The 20,687-nt window shown below is 70.4% G+C and carries 20 protein-coding genes; 7 read left to right on the forward strand and 13 right to left on the reverse strand.

Going from position 1 to position 20,687, the window contains the following annotated elements:
* Positions 1–69: 69 nt before the first annotated feature.
* The 3 genes from V5F67_RS01505 to V5F67_RS01515 form a co-directional block, all read right to left on the reverse strand.
* Positions 70–639 (reverse strand): hypothetical protein, encoded by a 570-nt coding sequence (locus V5F67_RS01505; protein ID WP_394020503.1) that lies wholly within the window; start codon positions 637–639, stop codon positions 70–72.
* Positions 640–916: 277 nt separating this feature from the next.
* Positions 917–2,890 carry a methylmalonyl-CoA mutase family protein gene (locus V5F67_RS01510; RefSeq protein WP_394020501.1) on the reverse strand — a complete coding sequence of 658 codons (1,974 nt, stop codon included), beginning with the start codon at positions 2,888–2,890 and terminating at the stop codon, positions 917–919.
* A gap of 124 nt (positions 2,891–3,014) precedes the next feature.
* Positions 3,015–3,251 (reverse strand): GlsB/YeaQ/YmgE family stress response membrane protein, encoded by a 237-nt coding sequence (locus V5F67_RS01515; RefSeq protein WP_394020499.1) that lies wholly within the window; start codon positions 3,249–3,251, stop codon positions 3,015–3,017.
* A gap of 250 nt (positions 3,252–3,501) precedes the next feature.
* On the opposite strand from V5F67_RS01515, the gene ccrA reads away from it, so the two are divergent.
* Positions 3,502–4,785: a crotonyl-CoA carboxylase/reductase gene (gene ccrA, locus V5F67_RS01520; protein ID WP_394020497.1), complete on the forward strand. Its 1,284-nt coding sequence runs from the start codon at positions 3,502–3,504 to the stop codon at positions 4,783–4,785.
* A gap of 214 nt (positions 4,786–4,999) precedes the next feature.
* On the opposite strand, the gene V5F67_RS01525 is transcribed toward ccrA, so the two are convergent.
* Positions 5,000–5,347 (reverse strand): DUF6476 family protein, encoded by a 348-nt coding sequence (locus tag V5F67_RS01525; protein ID WP_394020495.1) that lies wholly within the window; start codon positions 5,345–5,347, stop codon positions 5,000–5,002.
* Positions 5,348–5,365: 18 nt separating this feature from the next.
* On the opposite strand from V5F67_RS01525, the gene V5F67_RS01530 reads away from it, so the two are divergent.
* The 3 genes from V5F67_RS01530 (at position 5,366) to V5F67_RS01540 (ending at position 8,629) form a co-directional block, all read left to right on the forward strand.
* Complete coding sequence (locus V5F67_RS01530) at positions 5,366–6,418, forward strand: RluA family pseudouridine synthase (RefSeq protein WP_394020493.1); 1,053 nt, start codon at positions 5,366–5,368, stop codon at positions 6,416–6,418.
* Positions 6,419–6,533: 115 nt separating this feature from the next.
* A complete protein-coding gene (gene rpoH, locus V5F67_RS01535) occupies positions 6,534–7,436 on the forward strand; it encodes an RNA polymerase sigma factor RpoH (RefSeq protein ID WP_394020491.1) in 903 nt (300 codons plus the stop codon).
* 77 nt (positions 7,437–7,513) lie between these two features.
* Positions 7,514–8,629: a helix-turn-helix transcriptional regulator gene (locus tag V5F67_RS01540; protein ID WP_394020489.1), complete on the forward strand. Its 1,116-nt coding sequence runs from the start codon at positions 7,514–7,516 to the stop codon at positions 8,627–8,629.
* Between the two features lie 25 nt (positions 8,630–8,654).
* Here V5F67_RS01540 and V5F67_RS01545 read toward each other — a convergent pair whose 3' ends face one another.
* Positions 8,655–9,326, reverse strand: coding sequence for a VIT1/CCC1 transporter family protein (locus V5F67_RS01545; protein ID WP_394020487.1), 672 nt, complete (start codon positions 9,324–9,326; stop codon positions 8,655–8,657).
* A gap of 244 nt (positions 9,327–9,570) precedes the next feature.
* Between V5F67_RS01545 and V5F67_RS01550 the strand changes: the two genes are divergently transcribed.
* Together V5F67_RS01550 and V5F67_RS01555 are read left to right on the forward strand one after the other, a co-directional pair.
* A complete protein-coding gene (locus V5F67_RS01550; protein WP_394020485.1) occupies positions 9,571–11,622 on the forward strand; it encodes a PAS domain S-box protein in 2,052 nt (683 codons plus the stop codon).
* Between the two features lie 92 nt (positions 11,623–11,714).
* Positions 11,715–12,173 carry a globin family protein gene (locus V5F67_RS01555; RefSeq protein WP_394020483.1) on the forward strand — a complete coding sequence of 153 codons (459 nt, stop codon included), beginning with the start codon at positions 11,715–11,717 and terminating at the stop codon, positions 12,171–12,173.
* Positions 12,174–12,465: 292 nt separating this feature from the next.
* Here V5F67_RS01555 and V5F67_RS01560 read toward each other — a convergent pair whose 3' ends face one another.
* From V5F67_RS01560 to V5F67_RS01570, 3 genes are all read right to left on the reverse strand, one after another.
* Positions 12,466–13,224, reverse strand: coding sequence for a response regulator (locus tag V5F67_RS01560; protein WP_394020481.1), 759 nt, complete (start codon positions 13,222–13,224; stop codon positions 12,466–12,468).
* Between the two features lie 152 nt (positions 13,225–13,376).
* Complete coding sequence (locus tag V5F67_RS01565) at positions 13,377–14,348, reverse strand: SH3 domain-containing protein (RefSeq protein ID WP_394020479.1); 972 nt, start codon at positions 14,346–14,348, stop codon at positions 13,377–13,379.
* Positions 14,345–14,734 carry a hypothetical protein gene (locus tag V5F67_RS01570; RefSeq protein ID WP_394020477.1) on the reverse strand — a complete coding sequence of 130 codons (390 nt, stop codon included), beginning with the start codon at positions 14,732–14,734 and terminating at the stop codon, positions 14,345–14,347. The genes V5F67_RS01565 and V5F67_RS01570 overlap by 4 nt, the downstream gene beginning before the upstream one ends.
* 229 nt (positions 14,735–14,963) lie before the next feature.
* Between V5F67_RS01570 and V5F67_RS01575 the strand changes: the two genes are divergently transcribed.
* Entirely contained in the window at positions 14,964–15,323 is a 360-nt protein-coding gene (locus tag V5F67_RS01575; RefSeq protein WP_394020475.1) for a DUF805 domain-containing protein, read from the forward strand.
* Between the two features lie 18 nt (positions 15,324–15,341).
* Here V5F67_RS01575 and V5F67_RS01580 read toward each other — a convergent pair whose 3' ends face one another.
* Genes V5F67_RS01580 through V5F67_RS01600 form a run of 5 tightly spaced genes read right to left on the reverse strand, consistent with a single transcriptional unit; the run spans position 15,342 to position 20,663 of the window.
* A complete protein-coding gene (locus V5F67_RS01580; protein WP_509210600.1) occupies positions 15,342–17,237 on the reverse strand; it encodes a TRAP transporter large permease subunit in 1,896 nt (631 codons plus the stop codon).
* A gap of 2 nt (positions 17,238–17,239) precedes the next feature.
* Entirely contained in the window at positions 17,240–18,241 is a 1,002-nt protein-coding gene (locus V5F67_RS01585) for a TRAP transporter substrate-binding protein (RefSeq protein WP_394020473.1), read from the reverse strand.
* Between the two features lie 55 nt (positions 18,242–18,296).
* Positions 18,297–19,088, reverse strand: coding sequence for an SDR family NAD(P)-dependent oxidoreductase (locus V5F67_RS01590; protein ID WP_394020471.1), 792 nt, complete (start codon positions 19,086–19,088; stop codon positions 18,297–18,299).
* A 5-nt stretch (positions 19,089–19,093) separates the two neighbouring features.
* Positions 19,094–19,564: a cupin domain-containing protein gene (locus tag V5F67_RS01595; protein WP_394020469.1), complete on the reverse strand. Its 471-nt coding sequence runs from the start codon at positions 19,562–19,564 to the stop codon at positions 19,094–19,096.
* Between the two features lie 37 nt (positions 19,565–19,601).
* Complete coding sequence (locus tag V5F67_RS01600) at positions 19,602–20,663, reverse strand: SDR family oxidoreductase (RefSeq protein ID WP_394020467.1); 1,062 nt, start codon at positions 20,661–20,663, stop codon at positions 19,602–19,604.
* Positions 20,664–20,687: the final 24 nt, after the last annotated feature.

Raw genomic sequence — 20,687 nt, forward strand, 5'->3', positions numbered from 1 at the left:
GCCGTTACCATCCCGAAATGCGATTGCGCAAATGCAAGGAAATCTCGGCGTGGCGAGCCGATGTGCGTCTCATTCGCCGGTGAACCAGTCCTCGCTGACCTTCCGAAGCTTGCCCTTGCCGCCCCAGGCATAGACCTGCTCGCAGCGCTGGTAGCGCTTGGGGTTCGGCTTGGTGCAATAGGCCCCGTGCGAGAACAGCCAGAGCCGCGGCTCCCCGCCCTCGACCAGGATGTCGATATCGCGGGCGCGGCGGTCGAAGGCGCGGGTCCAACGGCCGAAGCCGGTGGAGACGAACAGTACGTGGCGGAAGCCGTCGGAGCCCATCCAGGGGATGTCGCCGCCGTCGTTACACCGCATGCCGTGACTGTCCAGCAGGTAGTCCGGCTGTCCGTCGCGGGAAAAGTCGACCACCGTGAACAGGTCTTTCGCGGCCCAAGCCGGCGTGCCCTCGGCCGCGCGGCACTGGGCCTCCATCTCCTGCACCACCGGGACCAGCGCCTTCGGCAGGGCGGCATAGGGGTCCTCCGCCTGAGACGGGGCCGCGGCGGCGCCAGCCTGCGGCTCCTCCGCGGCGTTCACCGACCAGACCAGCAGGCCGAGCGCGGCGGCGGCGCACGCCGTCAGCACCAGCGTGTTCATCTTTCCCCTCCCGTTCGCCGGGAGAGATGTAGGGGATGGCGGTGTCGGGCCGCTTTCCGCCGCGTTGCGCCTGCGTTTCAGGCGCGGCGGCGGCTCAGGTCCCATCGTCCCGAAAGATGTCCCACGCCGAAGCCCCCCAACTGCGCTTCCTGCGGGGCAATCTAGAGTGCGATCGGGCCAAATGACCCCGCTTGCCTGATCCAGAGCCCGCCCGCGCGGGCGAACCGAACGGAGGACGGCCGCGGCCGGGCCACGTCGGTCCGGCGCGCGCCACCGATCAGGCGGCCTTCTGCGCCTCGCGGTCCACGATCGAGACGATATCCGCCATGATGCGGTTGAGCTCGAAGTTCTTCGGCGTGTAGACCGCCGCTACCCCGAAGCCCTTGAGCTGCGCCTCGTCCTCGGGCGGGATGATGCCGCCCACCACCACCGGCACGTCGGACAGGCCTTCCGCCCGCAAGCGCTCCATCACGTCGCGCACCAGCGGCACGTGCGAGCCGGAGAGGATGGAGAGGCCGATGACATGCACGCTCTCCTCCAGCGCGGCGTTGACGATCTCGGCCGGGGTCAGGCGGATGCCCTCATAGACCACCTCCATGCCGCAGTCGCGGGCGCGCACGGCGATCTGCTCGGCGCCGTTGGAATGGCCGTCGAGCCCCGGCTTGCCCACCAGGAACTTGATGCGCCGGCCGAGCTTCGCCGAGACCGCGTCGACGCTCTCGCGCACCGCGTCGAGGCCGCTCGTGTCGGCGCGCACCGCGCGGCCGACACCGGTCGGGGCGCGGTACTCGCCGAACACCTCGCGCAGGCAGGTGCCCCACTCGCCGGTGGTGACGCCCACCTTGGCGCACGCGATGGACGGCTCCATGACGTTCCGACCTTCCTGCGCGGCGCTCTTCAGGTCCGCGAGGGCGGCGGCCACCGCCTTGGCGTCGCGGGCCTCGCGCCAGGCCTTCAGGCGGGCGATCTGCTCCGGCTCCACATGCTCCGGCACGGTGAGGATGGCGCCCTCGCCCGTGGTGAGCGGGGAGGGCTCGGTCTCGGTCCAGCGGTTGACGCCCACCACCACCTGGTCGCCGCGCTCGATGGCCTCCAGGCGCCGGGTGTTGCTCTCCACCAGCGCCTGCTTCATGTAGGAATTCTCGATCGCCGCCACCGCGCCGCCCATGGCGTCGATGCGGGCGAGCTCGGCGCGGGCCTCCTCCTTCAGCTCCTCGACCTTGCGCGAGACCTCCACCGAGCCGTCGAAGATGTCGCCATATTCCAGGAGGTCGGTCTCGTAGGCCACCACCTGCTGCATGCGCAAAGACCATTGCTGGTCGAATGAGCGCGGCAGGCCGAGGGCCTCGTTCCAGGCGGGAAGCTGCACCGCGCGGGCGCGCGCCTTCTTGGAAAGGGTGACGGCCAGCATCTCCAGAAGGATGCGGTAGACGTTGTTCTCCGGCTGCTGCTCGGTGAGGCCGAGCGAGTTCACCTGCACGCCGTAGCGGAACAGCTTCTGCTTGGCGTCGGTGATGCCGTAGCGGTTGACGCAGATCTCGTCCCAGAGGTCCACGAACGCGCGCATCTTGCACATCTCGGTGATGAACCGCATGCCCGCGTTCACGAAGAAGGAGATGCGCCCCACCACCTCGCCGAACACCGGGCCTTCCGCCTCGCCGGATTTCTTCACCGTGTCGAGCACGGCGATGGCGTTGGCGAGCGCGAAGGCGAGCTCCTGCACCGGCGTCGCCCCGGCCTCCTGCAGGTGGTAGGAGCACACGTTCATCGGGTTCCACTTCGGCAGATGCTCGGTGGTGAAGATGATGGTGTCCTTGGTGAGCCGCATGGACGGCGCCGGCGGGAACACGTAGGTGCCGCGCGAGAGATATTCCTTGATGATGTCGTTCTGCGTCGTGCCCTGGAGCTTGGCGCGGTCGGCGCCCTGCTCGTCGGCGGTGGCGATGTAGAGCGAGAGCAGCCACGCCGCGCAGGCATTGATGGTCATCGAGGTGTTCATCTCGGCGAGCGGGATGCCCTCGAACAGGGTGCGCATGTCGCCGAGATGGGAGATCGGCACCCCCACCTTGCCCACCTCGCCCCTGGCGAGAGGATGGTCGCTGTCGTAGCCGGTCTGGGTGGGCAGGTCGAAGGCCACCGACAGGCCGGTCTGCCCCTTGGCGAGGTTGGAGCGATAGAGCTTGTTGGATTCCGCCGCCGTGGAATGCCCGGCATAGGTGCGGAAGAGCCAGGGTTTATCGCGGCCCGCCATACTTGTTCCCCGTTTTCAGAACCATTCTGGCGCGAATTGTGCGTCGCAATGCGCGCGCCGTCGATGGAAATTTCGCGCGCGGCGTTCCGGGACGGGCCGTGGCGGCCCGCCCGGACGGCGCGCCCTACCGCTTCACCAGCGAGATCACGAACAGCAGGATCACCGCGCCGATGGTGGCCGAGACGATCTGGCCGAGGATGCCGCCCACCAGGAACACGTTGCCGAACAGGAAGCCGCCGATCAGCGCGCCGACGATGCCCACGGCGATGTTGCCCACCAGCCCGAAACCGTAGCCGCGGAACAGCTGCCCCGCGAGGAAGCCGGCGATGGCGCCGACGATGATCATCCACAGAATACCCATGTGCATCTCCCTCTCCACCGCCGATCCGGAGCCCCCTAAGCGGGCCCCGCGGCCGCTTTCACCTTAGCGGTCCGGCCGCCGGGCGGAAATGGAAACGCAGGCGCGGCCTTGCGGTTCGATGCGGCAATGCGAAACGGTGCGAGATCGCCAGAAAGTGGGCTATCGACCTGGAATTATTCTCTGCTACGCTGCACTGCGATATGACATCAACGCGACCGAAACGGTCCGCCAGCGAAGAGGACGCGACGCCATGGGCCAGACTGCAACCGCCGGCTCGACCGAGGGGCCGGTGAAGGATCTCTACGAACTGGGCGAGATCCCGCCGCTCGGCCATGTGCCCGCCAACATGTACGCCTGGGCCATCCGGCGTGACCGGCACGGGCCGCCCGAGCAGTCGTTCCAGCTGGAGGTGGTGCCGACCTGGCAATTGGGCGAGCACGACGTGCTGGTGCTCGTGATGGCGGCGGGCGTGAACTACAATGGCATCTGGGCCGGCCTCGGCCAGCCGATCTCGCCGTTCGACGTGCACAAGGCGCCGTTCCACGTCGCCGGCTCCGACGCCTCCGGCATCGTCTGGGCCGTGGGGGCCAAGGTGAAGCGCTGGAAGATGGGCGACGAGGTGGTCGTCCACTGCAACCAGGACGATGGGGACGACGAGGAGTGCAACGGCGGCGACCCGATGTTCTCCCCCTCCCAGCGCATCTGGGGCTATGAGACGCCGGACGGCTCGTTCGCCCAGTTCTGCCGGGTGCAGGCGCGCCAGCTGATGCCGCGCCCCACCCACCTGACCTGGGAGGAGAGCGCCTGCTACACCCTCACCATGGCCACCGCCTACCGCATGCTGTTCGGCCATCCGCCGCACACCGTGAAGCCGGGCGACTATGTGCTGGTGTGGGGCGCCTCGGGCGGCCTCGGCGTGTTCGGCGTGCAGCTCGCCGCCGCCTCGGGCGCGCACGTGATCGGCGTGATCTCGGACGAGACCAAGCGCGACTACGTGCTCGGCCTCGGGGCCAAGGGCGTGATCAACCGCAAGGACTTCAAGTGCTGGGGCCAGCTGCCCAAGGTGAACTCGCCGGAATACAATGAGTGGCTGAAGGAAGCCCGCAAGTTCGGCAAGGCGATCTGGGACATCACCGGCAAGCGCGACGTGGACATCGTGTTCGAGCATCCGGGCGAGCAGACCTTCCCGGTCTCGACCCTGGTGGGCAAGCGCGGCGGCATGATCGTGTTCTGCGCCGGCACCACCGGCTTCAACATCACCTTCGACGCCCGCTATGTGTGGATGCGCCAGAAGCGCATCCAGGGTTCGCACTTCGCGCACCTGAAGCAGGCCTCCGCCGCCAACCAGTTCATCATCGACCGGCGCGTGGACCCGTGCATGTCCGAAGTGTTCCCCTGGGAGCGTATTCCGGAGGCCCACACCAAGATGTGGAAGAACCAGCATGCCCCCGGCAACATGGCGGTTCTGGTGAACGCCCCCCGCACCGGCCTGCGCACCCTCGACGATGTGATCGAGGCCGGCCAGAAGGGCTGAGGCGGGGCGCACGCCTCCCCGGGTTGCACGGCTTTTTCCCGCCGTCGTGCTCCGGCTTGACCGGAGCACCCATTCCGCCGCGGTCAGGGCGCCCGGCCGCTCATGGGCCCTCCGGTCAAGCCGGAGGGCGACGGCGGAGCGAGGGGACACCTCGCGCGAGCCTGGCTGGCCGCCTCGCCCGGGGCCTGTCGCCGAAGCTCCCGTCCCGCCCCGCTCAGGGCTGCTCGGCGAAGCGCAGGGTGCCGGCGGGCGCCAGCGTGCGTGCGTCGAAGGTGCGAATCTCCACCGCACCGCCTATATCCAGCGTCACGACGACCACGTCGCCGGCCACCGCGCTCGAGACGACCTTCGCCCCCTTGGGCAGCAGCACCGTCTGGGCGCCCTCGGCCAGCGGCTTGGCGCGGATCATCCGGTAGGCGATGACGCCCATGACGCTCGCGACCCCCAGCACCATGATCAGCATGGAGATGGTGGAGAAGCGCCGGAACTTGGCGATGACCCGCTCCTGCTCGGGGGTCAGCGCCTCGTCGGGCGTGTCGATGGGCGGCGGGCGGTGGAACATGGGCAAGCCTGAGGTCTGATGGTGCCGGCGCAAGCGATAGAAGACGATCTGGAGGACGAGCTTGCCGACGGGCTCGATCCCGCGGCGGGCGCCGGGCGCCCCGTCGTCGCCGCGCCCGAGGACGCCGGCGAGCGGCTCGACCGCGTGCTGGCGCGGCACCTCGCCGATCTGAGCCGCACCCGCGTCAAGCGCCTCATCACCGAAGGGCACGTGGCGCTCGCCGGGCGAGTGGTAGGGGACGCGGCGCTGAGGGTCAATGCCGGCGACGCTTTCACGGTGACCGTGCCGGCGCCAGAGCCGGCCGCGCCGGTGCCGGAGGACCTCCCGCTCGCCATCGCCTTCGAGGACGCCCACCTCATCGTCATCGACAAGCCGGCCGGGCTCGTGGTGCACCCTGCCCCCGGCCATGCCGGCGGGACGCTGGTGAACGCCCTGCTCCACCATTGCGGCGACAGCCTCTCCGGCATCGGCGGCGTGAAGCGGCCCGGCATCGTCCACCGCATCGACAAGGATACCTCCGGCCTGCTGGTGGTGGCGAAGTCGGACGCCGCTCACAAGGGCCTCGCCGCCCAGTTCGCGGACCACGGCCGCACCGGCCCGCTGGAGCGGGCCTATCTCGCCTTCGTCTGGGGCGTGCCGGAGACGCGCGGGGCCGTGGACGCGCCCATCGACCGGCATCCCGCGCACCGGCAGAAGATGGCGGTGCGCCAGAGCGGGCGCCACGCCGTGACCCATTGGGAGCTGGTGGAGACTTACCCCGGCACCGATGGAGCCCCCGTCGCGAGCCTCGTGCGGTGCCGGCTCGAGACCGGCCGCACCCACCAGATCCGCGTGCACATGGCCCATATCGGCCATCCGCTGCTGGGGGACGAGGTCTATGGCCAGGGCTTCCGAACCAAGGCGGCCCGGCTGCCGGAGGCCGCGAGAGAGAGGCTGGCCCGGCTCGGCCGGCAGGCGCTGCACGCCGAGCGGCTCGGCTTCGCCCATCCGGTGACCGGCGCGACGCTCGTCTTCGACAGCACACTGCCGCCGGACCTCGAGGCGCTCAGGGACGCACTCGCATCGACGTGAGCGCGTGAACCTATTCGCGCCCCGAACGTATCTGTATGATCAGACGACGCGGCGCGCGTCATGCGGCCGCGAACGCGGCCGCCCGGACGGGGACCGCAGCGCAAGGAGGCCTCTGATGGCCCAGGTCAAGAACGTTCCCATTCCCTCCGCCGAGGGCGGGCTCACGCGGTATCTCGAGGAGATCCGCCGGTTCCCCATGCTGGAGCCGCAAGAGGAATATATGCTCGCCAAGAGCTGGCGCGAGCACGGCGACCGCGAAGCCGCTCACAAGCTGGTGACGAGCCATCTGCGCCTGGTGGCGAAGATCGCCATGGGCTACCGCGGCTACGGGCTGCCGATCTCCGAGGTGATCTCCGAGGGCAATGTGGGCCTCATGCAGGCGGTGAAGCGTTTCGAGCCCGAGAAGGGCTTCCGCCTCGCCACCTATGCCATGTGGTGGATCCGCGCCTCGATCCAGGAATACATCCTGCGCTCCTGGAGCCTCGTGAAGATGGGCACCACGGCGGCGCAGAAGAAGCTGTTCTTCAACCTGCGCAAGGCCAAGAGCCAGATCTCCGCGCTGGAGGAAGGCGACCTTCGCCCGGACCAGGTGAAGCACATCGCCACCAAGCTCGGCGTCACCGAGCAGGACGTGGTGGACATGAACCGCCGCCTGTCGGGCGACGCCTCCCTCAATGCCCCCATCCGCGAGGACAGCGAAGGCGGCGAGTGGCAGGACTGGCTGGTGGACGAGCGCCTCGACCAGGAGGAGCAGCTCGCCGAGAGCGAGGAGCTGGACAACCGCCGCGCCGCCCTGACCGGCGCGCTGTCGGTGCTCAACGACCGCGAGCGGCGCATCTTCGAGGCGCGGCGCCTCAGCGAGGACCCCATGACGCTGGAGGACCTCGCGAGCGAGTTCGGCGTCTCGCGCGAGCGCGTGCGCCAGATCGAGGTGCGCGCCTTCGAGAAGGTGCAGAAGGCGGTGATGGACCGCGTCAGCCAGATCGAGGCCCCGAGCGCGGAGGCGGTGGGGGCCTGATCGCGCCAGCAGCGCGGTTGCGTTCTCGGGTGCCATGACGTTTAACTTGCCGCTCCGGAAGCCGCGGGGGGCGGGGGGTGGCGGCGCACGATCTGCTTGCGGTGGTGGACAGCATCTATGCGGCGGCGCTCGCGCCGGAGCGCTGGCAGGAGGCGTTGGGCGACCTCTCGGTGGCGCTGGGCGCCCTCGGCACCACCATGATTCCCCTCGGCCTCGACGGACCGCTGCGCGCGCTGGCCTCGGACACCCTCGCCGAGGCCAATGCCGACTACCAGCGCGAGTGGTGGCGCCACGACAAGGCGAGCCGGCGGGTGCTGGAGCGCGGGCTCAGGCCCGGCATCGTCGGCACAGACCGCGTCGTCATGACCGAGGAGGAGATCGCCCGCGATCCCTTCTATCAGGAGTTCCTGCGCCGGCACGGCATCCGCCAGACCATGGCGGCAATCGCGCCGCTGGGCCAGGGGCGGCTTTTGTCCATCGGCGTGCAGCGCAGCCTGAAGCGCGATCTGCTCCAGGACGAGGACGTCGCCGCGCTGGCGCGCATCGCGCCCCATCTCGGGCGCGCCATCGCCGTCACCTCCGCGCTGGCGGAGGCGCGCCAGATGGCCGGCGACCTCGCCGAGGCGGTGGAGCGCCTCGCCTGGGGCGTGGTGATGCTGTCGGCGTCGGGCGAGGTTCGGCACGTCAACCCGGTGGCCGGAGCCCTGCTCGGCGACGGCCTGCAGGTGATCGGGCGGCGCATCGAGGCCGCGGCGCGCGATGACGACGCGCGGCTTCAGGGCGCCATCGCCGCGGCCCTCCCCGGCGCCATGCCGGCCGCGAAGGGCGTGCTCGTGCGCCGGCCCTCCGGCAAGGGCTGGCTCTACGCGGAGGCGGTGCCGATCCGGCCCAAGCGCGACCCGCTGGACTTCATCACCTTCGGCGCCGGCGGCGCCCTGCTGCTGATCCGCACGCTGGACGCCGCGCCGCGCCGGGTCGCCCACCACCTGCAGGAGATGGGCCTTACCCCCGCGGAGGCGCGGCTCGCCGAGGCCCTCGGACAGGGCGGCGCCCTGAAGGAGGTCGCCGAGGCCAACCGCATCAGCTACGAAACGGCCCGGACCCAGCTGCGCAGCGTGTTCGCGAAGCTCGGCATCCGCCGGCAAGGCGAGCTGATGGCCATCGTCATGCGGCTGGCATCGACCATCCCCTGATCCGCTCCGCCGGCCCGGAGCCCGGTCAGGACAGGAAATGTCCCATGGCGATGCCCGCCAGCGCGGCGGAGGCGGCGATGGCGAGGGTCTCCAGCGTCGCGCGCAGCACCGGGCGCTTCGCCACCAGCCCACGCCCCACGCCGAGCGCCACCAGCAGCACCGTGGTGAGCACCAGCGAGACGATGCGGGCGCTCTCCATGGGCAGGAAGGCGAACGGCAGCACCGGCGTGAAGCCGGCAAACAGGTCGGACACGAACATCCAGAAGGCGTGCGAGGCCGGGCTCGCCCCGTCCTCGGCGTCGGCCAGCTCGGAGCGCAGGCCGGCGGCGGCCGCCGGCGCGCGGGCGAGCGCGGAGGCCACCGCGCCCACATCCTGCGGCGCCATGCCGCCGCGCGCGAGCGCGGCGGTGATCGCGTCGGCCTCGGCCTTGGCGGCCACCGGGTCGACCGCCCGGGCGCGCCGGGCCGCGCGTGCGTCGCGCACCGATTCCGCGTCGAGATAGCTGCCCGCCATCATGGAGACCGCGGCCGCAGCCGCGCCGGTGGCGCCGGCGATCAGCACCGTGCGCGGATCGCTGGTGCTGATCGCGACGCCGAACACGAGGCCGAAGATGGAAACGGTGCCGTCCTCCATCCCGAACACCACGTCGCCGATGGAGGCCTTGAGCGACGAGAGGATGCGCGCGCCTGCCGACATTGGTCCGTCCCTTCCGGCGATGCCCGCCGTCTCCCAGCCCCGGCACGGAGAATCCGGCCGGCTCCGGCGCGCAGGATAGCCCATTCCCGGCCGCGTCCCCGCCTCCCGCGGCGCGGCGAACGTCTCGGGAGATATGCGCTCCACGGTTGAAACCGGCGTGAAACGATGATGGCCTAAGGAAACGCGCCGCGGGCGTGAGCCGCCGCGCGGAACGGCGCGGCGCAACAGGGGGCGGATGGGCGTCATGACCACGAGCGGGCACGGGCAGGAGCTGGCGGCGACCGGCGCCGCTGACGCGCAGAGCCTGGTGCGGCCGGCGGACCTCCACCTCTTCACCGCCCTGTTCCAGGCCATACCGGGCCGGGCCGTGCTGGTGGATGCGGGGGGCATCTGCCGCTTCGCCAACCGGGAGTTCGTCGACTTCATCGGCCGCCCCGAGGCGGAAGTGATCGGCGCCCACGTGAGCCAGTTCCTGGAGCCGGAGGTGTTCGCTTCCTATGCGCCGGTGATGGAGAAGGTGTTCGCGGGCGAACCGATCCGCCGCGAGGGCTGGGTCGATTACGGCACGCTCGGCCGGATGTATCTGGAGGAAGTTGTCACCCCGTACCGCGCGGAGCCGGACGGCCCCATCGCCGGGTGCTTCGGGGTGGCGCGCGACCTCACGGCGCTGAAGCTCCAGGAGCTGGAGATCGCGCGCCGCATCGAGCAGCAGATCGAGGCCGAGGCCTATCACGCCACCATCGTCGGCACCGCGCTCGACGCCATCGTGGTGGTGGACGATGCCGGCCTTGTGGTGGACTTCAACCCGGCCGCCGAGCACACCTTCGGCTATGCGCGCGAGCGGGCCGTCGGCCAGCCCATCGCCGACCTCATCATCCCGCCGGAATTCCGGGAGGCCCATGCCTCGGGCATGCGGCGCTACCTGACTTCCAACATCAGCCACGTGGTGGGCAAGCGCCTGGAGCTGCCCGCCATCATGGCGGATGGCACCCGTATCCCCATCGAGCTGGCCATCACCGATGTCACGCGTGGCGAGCGGCGCCTGTTCGCCGCCCACATGCGCGACCTCTCGGCCGCCAAGGCGGCGCAGGAGGAGATCAAGCGCCAGCGCGACGCGCTGCACCAGAAGGAGAAGCTCGCCGCGCTCGGCTCGCTCCTGGCCGGGGTCGCGCACGAGCTCAACAATCCGCTGTCCGTGGTCGCCGGCCAGACCATGCTGCTGCGCGAGCAGGTGCAGAAGGAGGCGGACGCGGTGCCGGGCCTCGACCGGGTGCTCCAGCGCTGCGACCGGATCGAGGCCGCCGCCCACCGCTGCGCGCGCATCGTGCGCTCGTTCCTCGACATGGCGCGCCAGCGCGAGGCCGAGCGCCGCCCCACCGAGCTCGCCGACGTGGTGCGCGAGGCGACCGAGCTCATGGCCTACAACATGCGCTCCTCCGGGGTGACGGTCGCGATCGAGATCGCGCCGGGCCTGCCGCGGCTGATGCTCGATGCGGGTCAAATCCAGCAGGTGCTGATGAACCTCCTGGTGAATGCCCAGCAGGCGCTGCAGGAGCAGTCCGGCGCGCGGCGCATCACCATCGCCGCGGCAAGCGATCCGGCGCGCGGCTCGGTGCACATCCGCGTCACGGACAACGGGCCGGGAATCCCCGGCGCTATCCGCTCGCGCATCTTCGATCCCTTCTTCACCACCAAGCCGCAGGGGGTGGGCACCGGCATCGGGCTCGCGGTCTCGCGCGGCCTGATCGAGGCCCATGGCGGCACGCTGGAATTGTCCGACGGCCCGGAGGACGGCGCCTCCTTCACCATCCGGCTGCCGCTCCAGGTGGCCGGCGCCGGCAGCGCCGAGGCGGCGCCCGCCGTGTCCACGGCAGCGCCCGGGCGCGGCACGGTGCTGGTGGTGGACGACGAGCCGGACATCGCCGGGCTGCTGTGCGAGATCGCCGAGGATGCCGGCTACACCGCGGTTTCCGCCCACGGCGGCATCGAGGCGCGCGCCCTGCTCTCGGGCGCGGGCGGCGGCGCCCCCATCGTCGCCATCCTGTGCGACATCCGCATGCCCGACGGCGACGGGCCCGGCCTCTATGACTGGCTGCTCTCGCACCGGCCGGACCTGTCGGGCCGCATCGGCTTCATCTCCGGCGACACGCTCGGGCCCGCGGCCGGGCGCTTCCTTGCCCGCTCCGGCTGCCCGCTGATCGAGAAGCCGTTCACGCCGCAGGACGTGCGGGCGTTCCTGGGCGATCTCGCCGCCGGTCCCGCCCCGGGAGCGCTTGCGGGCGGCCGAAACAATTGAAACACGGCTGAACGGCCTGCGACCTGCGCCAGCAACGCGCGCCGCCCAGGATCTTTCCTACGCACCGCAACGGAAGGATCCGGGAAAGGCCCATGCGCGACGATCAGATCGAACTCCTGGAGACGAGCTTCGCGGACGTCTATGCGGCGCGCGACGCCGCGGCGGCGCTGTTCTATGAACGCCTGTTCGTCCACGACCCCTCGCTGAAGCGCCTGTTCGGCGATACCGACATGGCGGTGCAGGGCCAGAAGCTGCTCACCGCGCTCAAGCTGGTGGTCGGCTCGCTGCGCAACCTTCCGGCCGTGGTGCCGGTGCTGGAGACGCTGGCGGTGCGCCATACCGGCTACGGCGTGCGAGACGAGCATTACGCGACCGTGGGCACCGCCCTCATCGAAACGCTGTCGCTCTATTTCGGCCCGCGCTTCACGCCGGAGCTGCGCGCCGCCTGGACCGGCGCCTACGAGACCGTCGCCTCGGTGATGATCCTCGCCGCCCACCGGCCGCAGGAGCACCGCGAGCGGGCCGCCGCGGCGGCGCCCGCCTCGCTCTGAGCATTCCGAACCACACGGGCCGCGGGACCCCGCACCGCCGCCCGTGTGAAGCTTCCGGCCGGAGCCGGCTCCACCCGCCCCGGCCGGAAGCATTCTCCACCATGGATTTCCCAAACCTCCGCCGCGCCCGGCGCGGCTCGAGGGCAGGAACGGTCGCGCACAGCGCGGCCAGAGGGCAGGGACCGCAGCCGCCCTCCCGCACCGACACCGGACGGCGGATACCCCGCACCCCCGTTCCGTGTGACGCCTCCGGTCGGAGACGGGCCGCGCCCGCCACCGGCCGGAGGCATCCTCATTCGCCCCGCCGACCCGGCACGAAAAGATAGCCGACGCCACGCACGGTCTTGATGGCCTGGGGCTTGGCGGGGTCCTTCTCGATCTTCTTGCGCAGGCGCGTCACCCGCACGTCGATGCTGCGGTCGAACGGCTCGTTGTCGCGGTCGTGGGCGAGGTCGAGCAGCCGGTCCCGGGTCAGCACCCGGTTCGGGTTCTGCATGAACACCCGGATGAGATCGAACTCCATGGCGGTGAGCGTCTCGCGCGCGCCGTCGGCGCGCACCAGGCAATGGGCGTCCATGTCGAGGAAGACGGCGCCGCAGGGCACGAGGTTTGCGCTCTCCGCGGGTATCGGGATTGCGGGCGCGGGAGCTGCGGCGGCGGCCGGCGCCGGTCCCGGCGCGCGGCGCAGCACGGCGCGGATGCGGGCCTTCAGCTCGCGCAGGTCGAACGGCTTGACGATGTAGTCGTCGGCGCCCACCTCCAGGCCGGCGACCCGGTCGACGATGTCGTCCGCCGCGGTGAGCATGATGATCGGCGTCCTGCCCGTGGTCCGCAGCCGGCGGGCAACGGAGAGCCCGTCCTCGCGCGGCATGTTCAGGTCCAGCAGGATCAGGTCCGCCTCCGCCTCGGCGAGCAGCGCGTCGAGCTCACGCCCGCCGCTGGCGCCGCGCACCCGGAAGCCCTGGCCTGCCAGGTACTCGGACACGATTTCTCGAAGCGCCTCCTCGTCGTCCACGACGACGATGCGCCAGCCCCCTTCTTCCACGGTCATGCCCTGCCGCCTGAGGCGCTCCCCTCGGTTGAGATGCCCGCAGTGGAGCCATTCTAGAGCATTCTCACGGTTCGCGGAATCGATGAAATGCTCTAGATCTTTGATTTAACGTGTTTTCTCAACGTCAACCGTGTCGGCCGCGCCGAGGAGGCTCAGCTGCAGTTGGTGGCCTGGTTGGAGCACATGCCGCGCCACCAGCCGCGCCGGAAGTCGTTGCTCACCGACAGCACCCACGGCCCCGAGCAGGCCAGCACGCGGGTGAGCGTGCCGTCGATGGACATCCGCCCGTCCGGGCCGCCCGGCTCATCGCCCGGCGCGTCCACATGGGGAAAGGCGAGCAGGCGGGCGACCGGCATCTGCGTGTTCGCGTAGGCGCCGCCCACCGCCGTCGCGGGCACCCAGCCCATGCCGGAATAGGTCTTCGGGTACCCCTTCGGCGGATCGTCGCCATAGGGCGTGCCGGGCGGCGTGGCGCCGGAGATGCGGAACCAGCCGTCCTTGTAGCCGGTGATGGCAAACTCGGCGCGCCAGCCGTCCTCCGAGCCCTGGCCGGAATCGGGCGTGCGCAGCGGCGGCGCGAGGCGGCCGACGATCTTCGCGTCGTCCGCGGGCGCGGCGCGCACGGCGAGGCCGGCGCGGCTCTCGTCCATCGACCAGCCGCGGATACGGCAGGGCTCGACGCCGGGCTCGGCCTTCTTCTTGCCGGCGAGCGCCTTCAGGATCTCGGCTTCGAAGTCCGCGCCGTCGTCGTCCTTCGGCGCCTCCTCGGCGCGCCGGGCGCGCACGGCCACGGACACCACCGACAGCACGCCCTTGTCGGACTTCAAGGTCACGTCCGCGACGTTGAGCGGCGTGAACACGCTGCCGGGATGGGCGACGGAATCCGCCCCCGCGGGAAACACCGCGATGGTGGCCTTCAGCCCCTCCTCGTCGAGGCGCATCACGCGGCCGGCAATGAGCCCGCGCGGCAGCTTCTGGCCGGCCTCGGCGATCCAGGCCGGCGGCTCGGCGCGCAGGGCCGCGGGAGCGGCGAACCAGAAGGCAACGCCGGCCAGAAGCGCGACCGCCGTGCGGCGCGCGTGGATCGTGCGGACGGCCATGGGGCTGCGGCCTTCGGCGCTCACGGGGCGGCTCGCTGGGGCGCCGCCACGCGCAGCGGCGTCGCGTAGGGCTCGACGCGCAGGCTGTCGTGGCCGAGGATGCTGACGCGCTTGAGCGGCGCCTGCTCCAGCGCCCCGTCCGGCGCCTTGCGCACCGCGTACTGCCAGAGCGTGACCTCGCCCGACTTCAGCGCCCGGCCAAGGGCCGTGGCGTCGGCGCCGCCGATCACCGCCGCATCCTGCGGCGTGACGCCGACGACGATGTCGTCGCGCACGGTGACGATCTTGAACAGCGGGACGCCGCCCTGCGCGTGCGCGCCGCCCGCGACGGTCATGAGCGCCCCGGCGGCGATCGCCACCGCCGCCAGATGGACGATGGCGCGCGAGAATTCGAACGTGAACAGCTTCATTTGCAGCCTCCCCGGCTCCCTGGATGCGCGGGAAGCTAGGAGGCGCCTGTTTCACGCCGTTTTCGCGCGCGGCGCCACGCTGTGACGCGGCTGAAACAATCGCCCGCGTCCCGCGCCTCGGTTTCAGACGGGCGAGGACGCGCCTGCTGCGGGAAATGTCCGGGAAATCGCGCCGACACCGCCCGCCGCCAAGGTGCCCGCCGGTTGGACAGGCCGAAGGGCAACCACCATGACCACCGGACAGCGGATCGACTGGATCTTCCTTCTTGCCAGCTTCAGGGGGCGCATCTCGCGGCGCCAGTTCTGGGCCGGCCTCGGCGTCCTCGCCGCCCTCGGCGCGGGGCTGGCGCTCGCCGCCCATCTCGTGCCGGCGCTGGCGACCGCGGCAGCCGCCGTCGCGGCCTCGCTGCTGCTGCCGCTGGCCGCCCTCGCCACCAAGAGGTGGCACGACCGCAACCGCTCCGGCTGCCGCAGCCTGGTGGTGCTGATCCCGGTGGCCGGGCTCGCCTACCTCGTCTACGAGCTCGGCTTCGTCGCCGGCATGAGCGGGCGCTACGGCCCCCGCGTCAGGCGCCCCGCCCTCGCCTGAGGGCGGAGCGCCGCAGGCTCACAGGAAGCCGATGCTCAGCCAGGGGAAGGCGGCGATCACCACGATCGCCACCGCAAGGGCGGCGAGGTAGGGCACCATGTTCCACATGGCGTGGTCGGGGGAGACCTTCGCCACCGCGCAGGCGGTGTAGTAGCCGTAGCCGAACGGCGGCGCGAACAGCCCGAGGCCCATGGAGAGCAGCACCACCATCGCGTACTGCACCGGGTGCACGCCGATGGCCTGCGCCGCCGGCACCAGCAGCGGGCCGAACAGCACGATCGCCGGGATGCCCTCGAGGATCGATCCGAACACGATGAAGGCGAGGATCGACACGGCGAGGAAGGCCGCCTTGCCGCCCGGCAGGTTGGTCATGAACTCCACCAGCGTCTGCGCGAAGCCCGACTGGGTGAGGGCCCAGGACATGGCGCCGGCGAGCGCGATGATGATCATCACCGCCCCGGAGATGGCGATCGTCTCCACCAGCATGTCGGCCATCTTCCTCATGTCGATGCCGCGCATGGTGATGGCGCCCACCACCGCCACGTAGAGGATGCCGATCACCGCCACCTCGGTGGCGGTGGCGATGCCCTCCAGCACCGCGGCGCGGATGATGAGCGGCAGCGCCAGCGCCGGCACCGCGGTGATGAAGGTCTTCGCGATCAGCCGCCAGGAGCGGGTGTTGCGGCCCACCTCCTCCTTGCGCGAGCGCATCCAGGCCACGATGGCGAGCGCCAGCATGCACACCACGCCGGGCACCAGGCCGCCGATGAACAGAGCGGCGATGGAGATGCCCGTCACCGAGCCGATGATGATGAGCACCAGGCTCGGCGGGATGGTCTCCGCCGCCGCCGCCGAGACCGCGAGCAGCGCGGCGATGTCGCCCTCGCGGGTGCCGCGGGCCTTCATGGCCGGCGACAGGATCGGGCCGATGGCCGCCATGTCCGCCGCCTTCGCCCCCGAGATGCCGGAGACGAGGTACATGGCGCACAGCATCACATAGGAGAGGCCGCCGCGCGCATTGCCGATCAGGGCGGCGACGAAGTCGATCATGCTCTTCGCCATGCCCGTGTACTGGATCTGCAGGCCCAGGAAGATGAACAGCGGGATGGTGAGCAGGATGAAGTGCGACATGCCCTCGTTGATGCGCCCGACGATGACGCTCAGCGGCAGGTCCGTGGTGAACAGGAAGTAGAGCAGCGTCGCCGTGCCGAACGAGAAGGCGATGGGCAGGCCGATCATGATCAGCGTGATCACGCCCACGCCGAAGAAGATCAGCAGGTTGAGGTTGCCGAGGTCCATCATGAACGGCGGCACGTGTTCCAGCACGTAGGCCGCGGCGCCCGCCGCGACCGCGCAGGGCAGGAAGACCGGCGGCGGCAGCATGCGCCAAAGGCGCGCCAGCAGGAAGAAGATCATCAGCGTGACGCTCGTCACCGTGGCGAGCGGGGCCACCGAGCCGGGAATGCCGAGATTGGGCGAGCGCAGCGGGTGGTTGAGATCGATCAGCTCCAGCGCCGGCACCATCAGCTTGGCGAGGAAGACGAGCAGGATCAAGGAGGCGAACACCTCGACGCCGAGCCGCGTGCGCGGCCTCGCCATGTTGACGAAGAAGGACAGGCGCATGTGGACGCCGCGCCGGAGCGCGCTCGCCACCCCCAGCATGCCGAACCACAGGAACAGGAGCGTCGCCAGCTCCTCGATCCAGGTGATGGGGATATGCAGGAGGTAGCGCGCCGTGACCGCCGAGCCGAGCAGCACGATATCGACAAGCAGCAGCGTCGCCGCCACCGCGTCGACCACCCGTCCGATATTGCGTTCGAGGAAATCGAGCGCCGGGTCGACGGCGGCACGGATGCCGGGGGCGGCGCCCGCGGCGCCGCTGGTGGTGCGGGTCAGCTCAGCCGTGTCCATCATCTTCACCCGAGCTTGCCGGTGTACTGCTCAAGGGTCGACCAGGCCTTGTCGCCGAACTTCTGCTTCCAGTCGGAATAGAAGGGGGTGGCGGCGAGCGCGGTCCGGAACGCCTGCCGGTCGGGCGTGACGAAGGTCATGCCGGCCGCCTTCAGCTTCTCGACGATGGAGGCGTTCAGCTTGACGATGTCCTCGCGCTCGGCGAGCGCGGCCTCGCGGAAGCGCCGGGCGATGACTTCCTGCACGTCCTTGGGCAGCTTCTGCACGAAGGCGCGGTTGCCGAGCACCCAGAAGCCGTCCCACATGTGGGAGGTCATGGAGACGTATTTCTGCACCTCGTAGAACTTCGAGGTGTCGATCAGCGGCAGCGGGTTCTCCTGCGCGTCCACGAGCTTGGTCTGGAGCGCGGTGTAGACCTCGCCGAAGTTGATCGACTGCGGCGCCGCGCCGAAGGCCTTGAACAGCGAGGTGGAGAGCGGGCTCGGCGGCACGCGGATGTGCACGCCCGAGAGGTCCGTCGGCTTCTCGATCGGCTTCGAGCCGGTGGTGATCTGGCGGAAGCCGTTGTCGAACATGTTGTCGTAGACGAACAGGCCGGAATCGGTCAGCGCGTTGCGCACCAGGGCGCCCACGTCGCCGTCCATGGCCTTCCACACCTGGCCGATGTCGTCGAAGGCGAAGCCGACGCCGTTCAGCGAGGCCACCGGCACGAGGTTCGAGAGCTGGGCGCCGGCGAGGGGGTAGAACTGGATCGCGCCCGCGCGCAGCTGCGAGAGCACCTCCAGGTCGCCGCCCAGCTGGCTGTTCGGGAACACGCGGATGTCGACCGCGCCGTTGGTGTCGGCCTTGATGTTGTCGGCCGCCTCCTGCAGGCGCACCAGCATGGGGTGCGAGGCCTGCAGGTTGCTCGCCAGCTTGTAGGTGGCGGCGAACGCCGGGCGGACGATGGAGAAGGTGGTCACGGCCGCGGCGGACGTGGCGAGGAAGGCTCTGCGCGAAAGGGTCATCGGGTTCCTCCAGCTTGCTTGTTCTTGGTGTGGTCCGGGTGTCGTTGGAACGGGGTCAGGCGAGGATGAGGCCGCCGGACACGTCGAGGATGGCGCCGGTCATGTAGCGCGAGGCGTCGGAGGCCATGAACAGCACCACGTCGACGATGTCGGCGGACGAGGCGAGGCGGCCGATGGGGATCTGCGCGTTGAGGGCGGCGCTGTCCTGCGGCCCGTCGAGCAGCTCGGCGACGCGCTCCCCCGCCACCGGGCCGGGGGCGATGGTGTTCACCAGCACGCCGTGCTTGGCGTACTCGCGCGAGAGGTGGCGGGTCATGCCGATCACGGCGGTCTTCGCCGCGGTGTAGGAGCAGCCCAGCAGCGGGCTCACCGAGCGCCCGGCATTGGAGGCGAAGTTGATGATGCGTCCGCCGCCGCCGGCGATCATGTGCGGCAGCACCGCCTTGGCGCACAGGAACGAGCCGCGCACGTTCGAGGCGAACACGTTGTCCCACTCCTCCACCGGCGTCTCGTGGGTGGCGCGGTAGGCGGCGCCGTAGCTGCCGGCGGTGTTCACCAGCACGTCGATGCGGCCGAAGCGGGCGACGACCTCGTCCACCATGCGCTTCACGTCCGCCTCGCGCGACACGTCGGCGGCCATGGCGGCGACGCTGCCGCCGGCCGCGGCGATGGCCTTCGCGGTCTCCTCGGCGCGCTCGGCGACGATGTCGCATACCGCCACCTGGCCGCCGAGCGCGGCGAGCCGCTCGGCCAGAAGCTTGCCGATGCCGCGCCCGGCGCCGGTGACGAGGAAGACCCGCCCCTTGAAGATGCCGGGGGCGAAGACGGGCGTTTCGATGGGCGCCATGTGGTTCATGCGGAAGCGGCCTGGGTGTCGAGGGTGCGGGGCGTGACGGAAGCGGGCAGAGGCAGCGGGTCGTTGGCGCTGGCGAGGAACTCCACCGTGACGAACGTGAGCGGCGTCGCGCCGATGTTCTCCAGGTCGTGCAGCAGGAACTCGCCGCGCTTGAAGGTGAGGTGGCGCGTCTCGCCGGCGCGGTATTCGGCGCGCTGGGCCGGGCCGCCATTGAGGTGCGACTGAGCGGTGCCGGCCGAGAGCGCGGTCCAGAAATAGTCGAGCACGTGGCGGTGGAAGCCCACCCGCTCGCCGGGCGCGATGGTGATGTGCCAGACGCGCACCTTGTCGGTCTGCGACAGCAGCACCTGGCCGACGCAGGGGTTGAACGCGTTGCGCGCGAGCTCGGCCTTCAGCTCCTCGGAGAGGCTGGCGTCGGGCGTCAGCGACGGCGTCGCGGGTGCTGGAACGGATATGGGCGCGGACATGGCGTGACCTTTCCTCCTCGCGGGCGCGCGCGGCACCTCACGGAATGACCTTCATTTCCCGGAGCCTGCCGAAGTAGCCGAGGAACATCTCCTCGCTGTCGATGAATTCGAGGAAGCCGTAGCGGCGGCACTTGGTGGTGTCGCTCATCACGTCCCAGTCGTTGGCGAAGGCGTAGTTGGCGAAGCGCCAGCCGGCGAGCTGGCCGAGCGGGATCGGCTTCAAGGCGTACTTCGCCACCATGGCGTCCCAGAGCGCCGCCTTCGGCTCCATCTCGGCGACGAGGTCCTGAGTCTCGACGCCGCCCGCCTCCATGCCGAAATCGGCGGCGAAGCGCGGCCACAGGTTCTGGTAGCGGAAGAAATCGCCGTTGGTGATGTTGAACGCCTCGCCCGCGCAGGCGGGCGTGGTCGCCATCCAGGTCATGGCGCGGGCGAGCAGCCCGGCGTCGGTCGCCTGGTAGAGCGCGGTGAAGGCGCCGGGCTTGCCTGGGAAGGTGAGCGGCAGGCCGAGCTCGCGCCGGATCGCCGCGTAGGCGGCGATGGTGCTCACCATGTTCAGCGGGTTGCCGATGGAGATGCCGCAGATGATGTGCGGGCGCACCGCCGACCAGAAGAAGCCACCCTTCGCGCTGGCGGCGACCAGGAGGTCCTCCTGGTCATAGTAGAAATGCGGCACGCCGATGCGCCCGTCGCGCTCCTTGGCCGGCGTCTTGAAGGGGCCGAGATACTGCCCGTAATACTTGGTGCCCTGCAGCAGGCACACATGCTGAAGCCGCGGCAGCGCGGCGAGCCCCGCCAGCGCGTTGGCGAACATGGCGGTGTTGGGTTCGCGCGTCTCGGCCACCGTCGGCCGGTCGAGATAGGCGGTATAGAAGACGTGGGTGACGTCGGTGAGCGCGCCGATCGCCCGCGCCGCGCCCGCCGCGTCCATGAGGTCGACGGCGGCGAAATCCGCCGTGGTCTCGAAATAGGGCCGCGTGCGGGAGGCGGCGATCACGCGCCAGTCCGGCTGGCGCGTGAGGTGCTCGACGAGCGCGCGGCCGGACACGCCGGTGGCGCCGATCACCAGAGCCGTCTTGCTCGCCTTGGACCCGTCCATTCCGCACCGCACGCTTCCGAAAGA

The sequence above is a fragment of the Xanthobacter pseudotagetidis genome (genome assembly GCF_043194795.2).
GTDB lineage: Bacteria > Pseudomonadota > Alphaproteobacteria > Rhizobiales > Xanthobacteraceae > Xanthobacter > Xanthobacter tagetidis_A.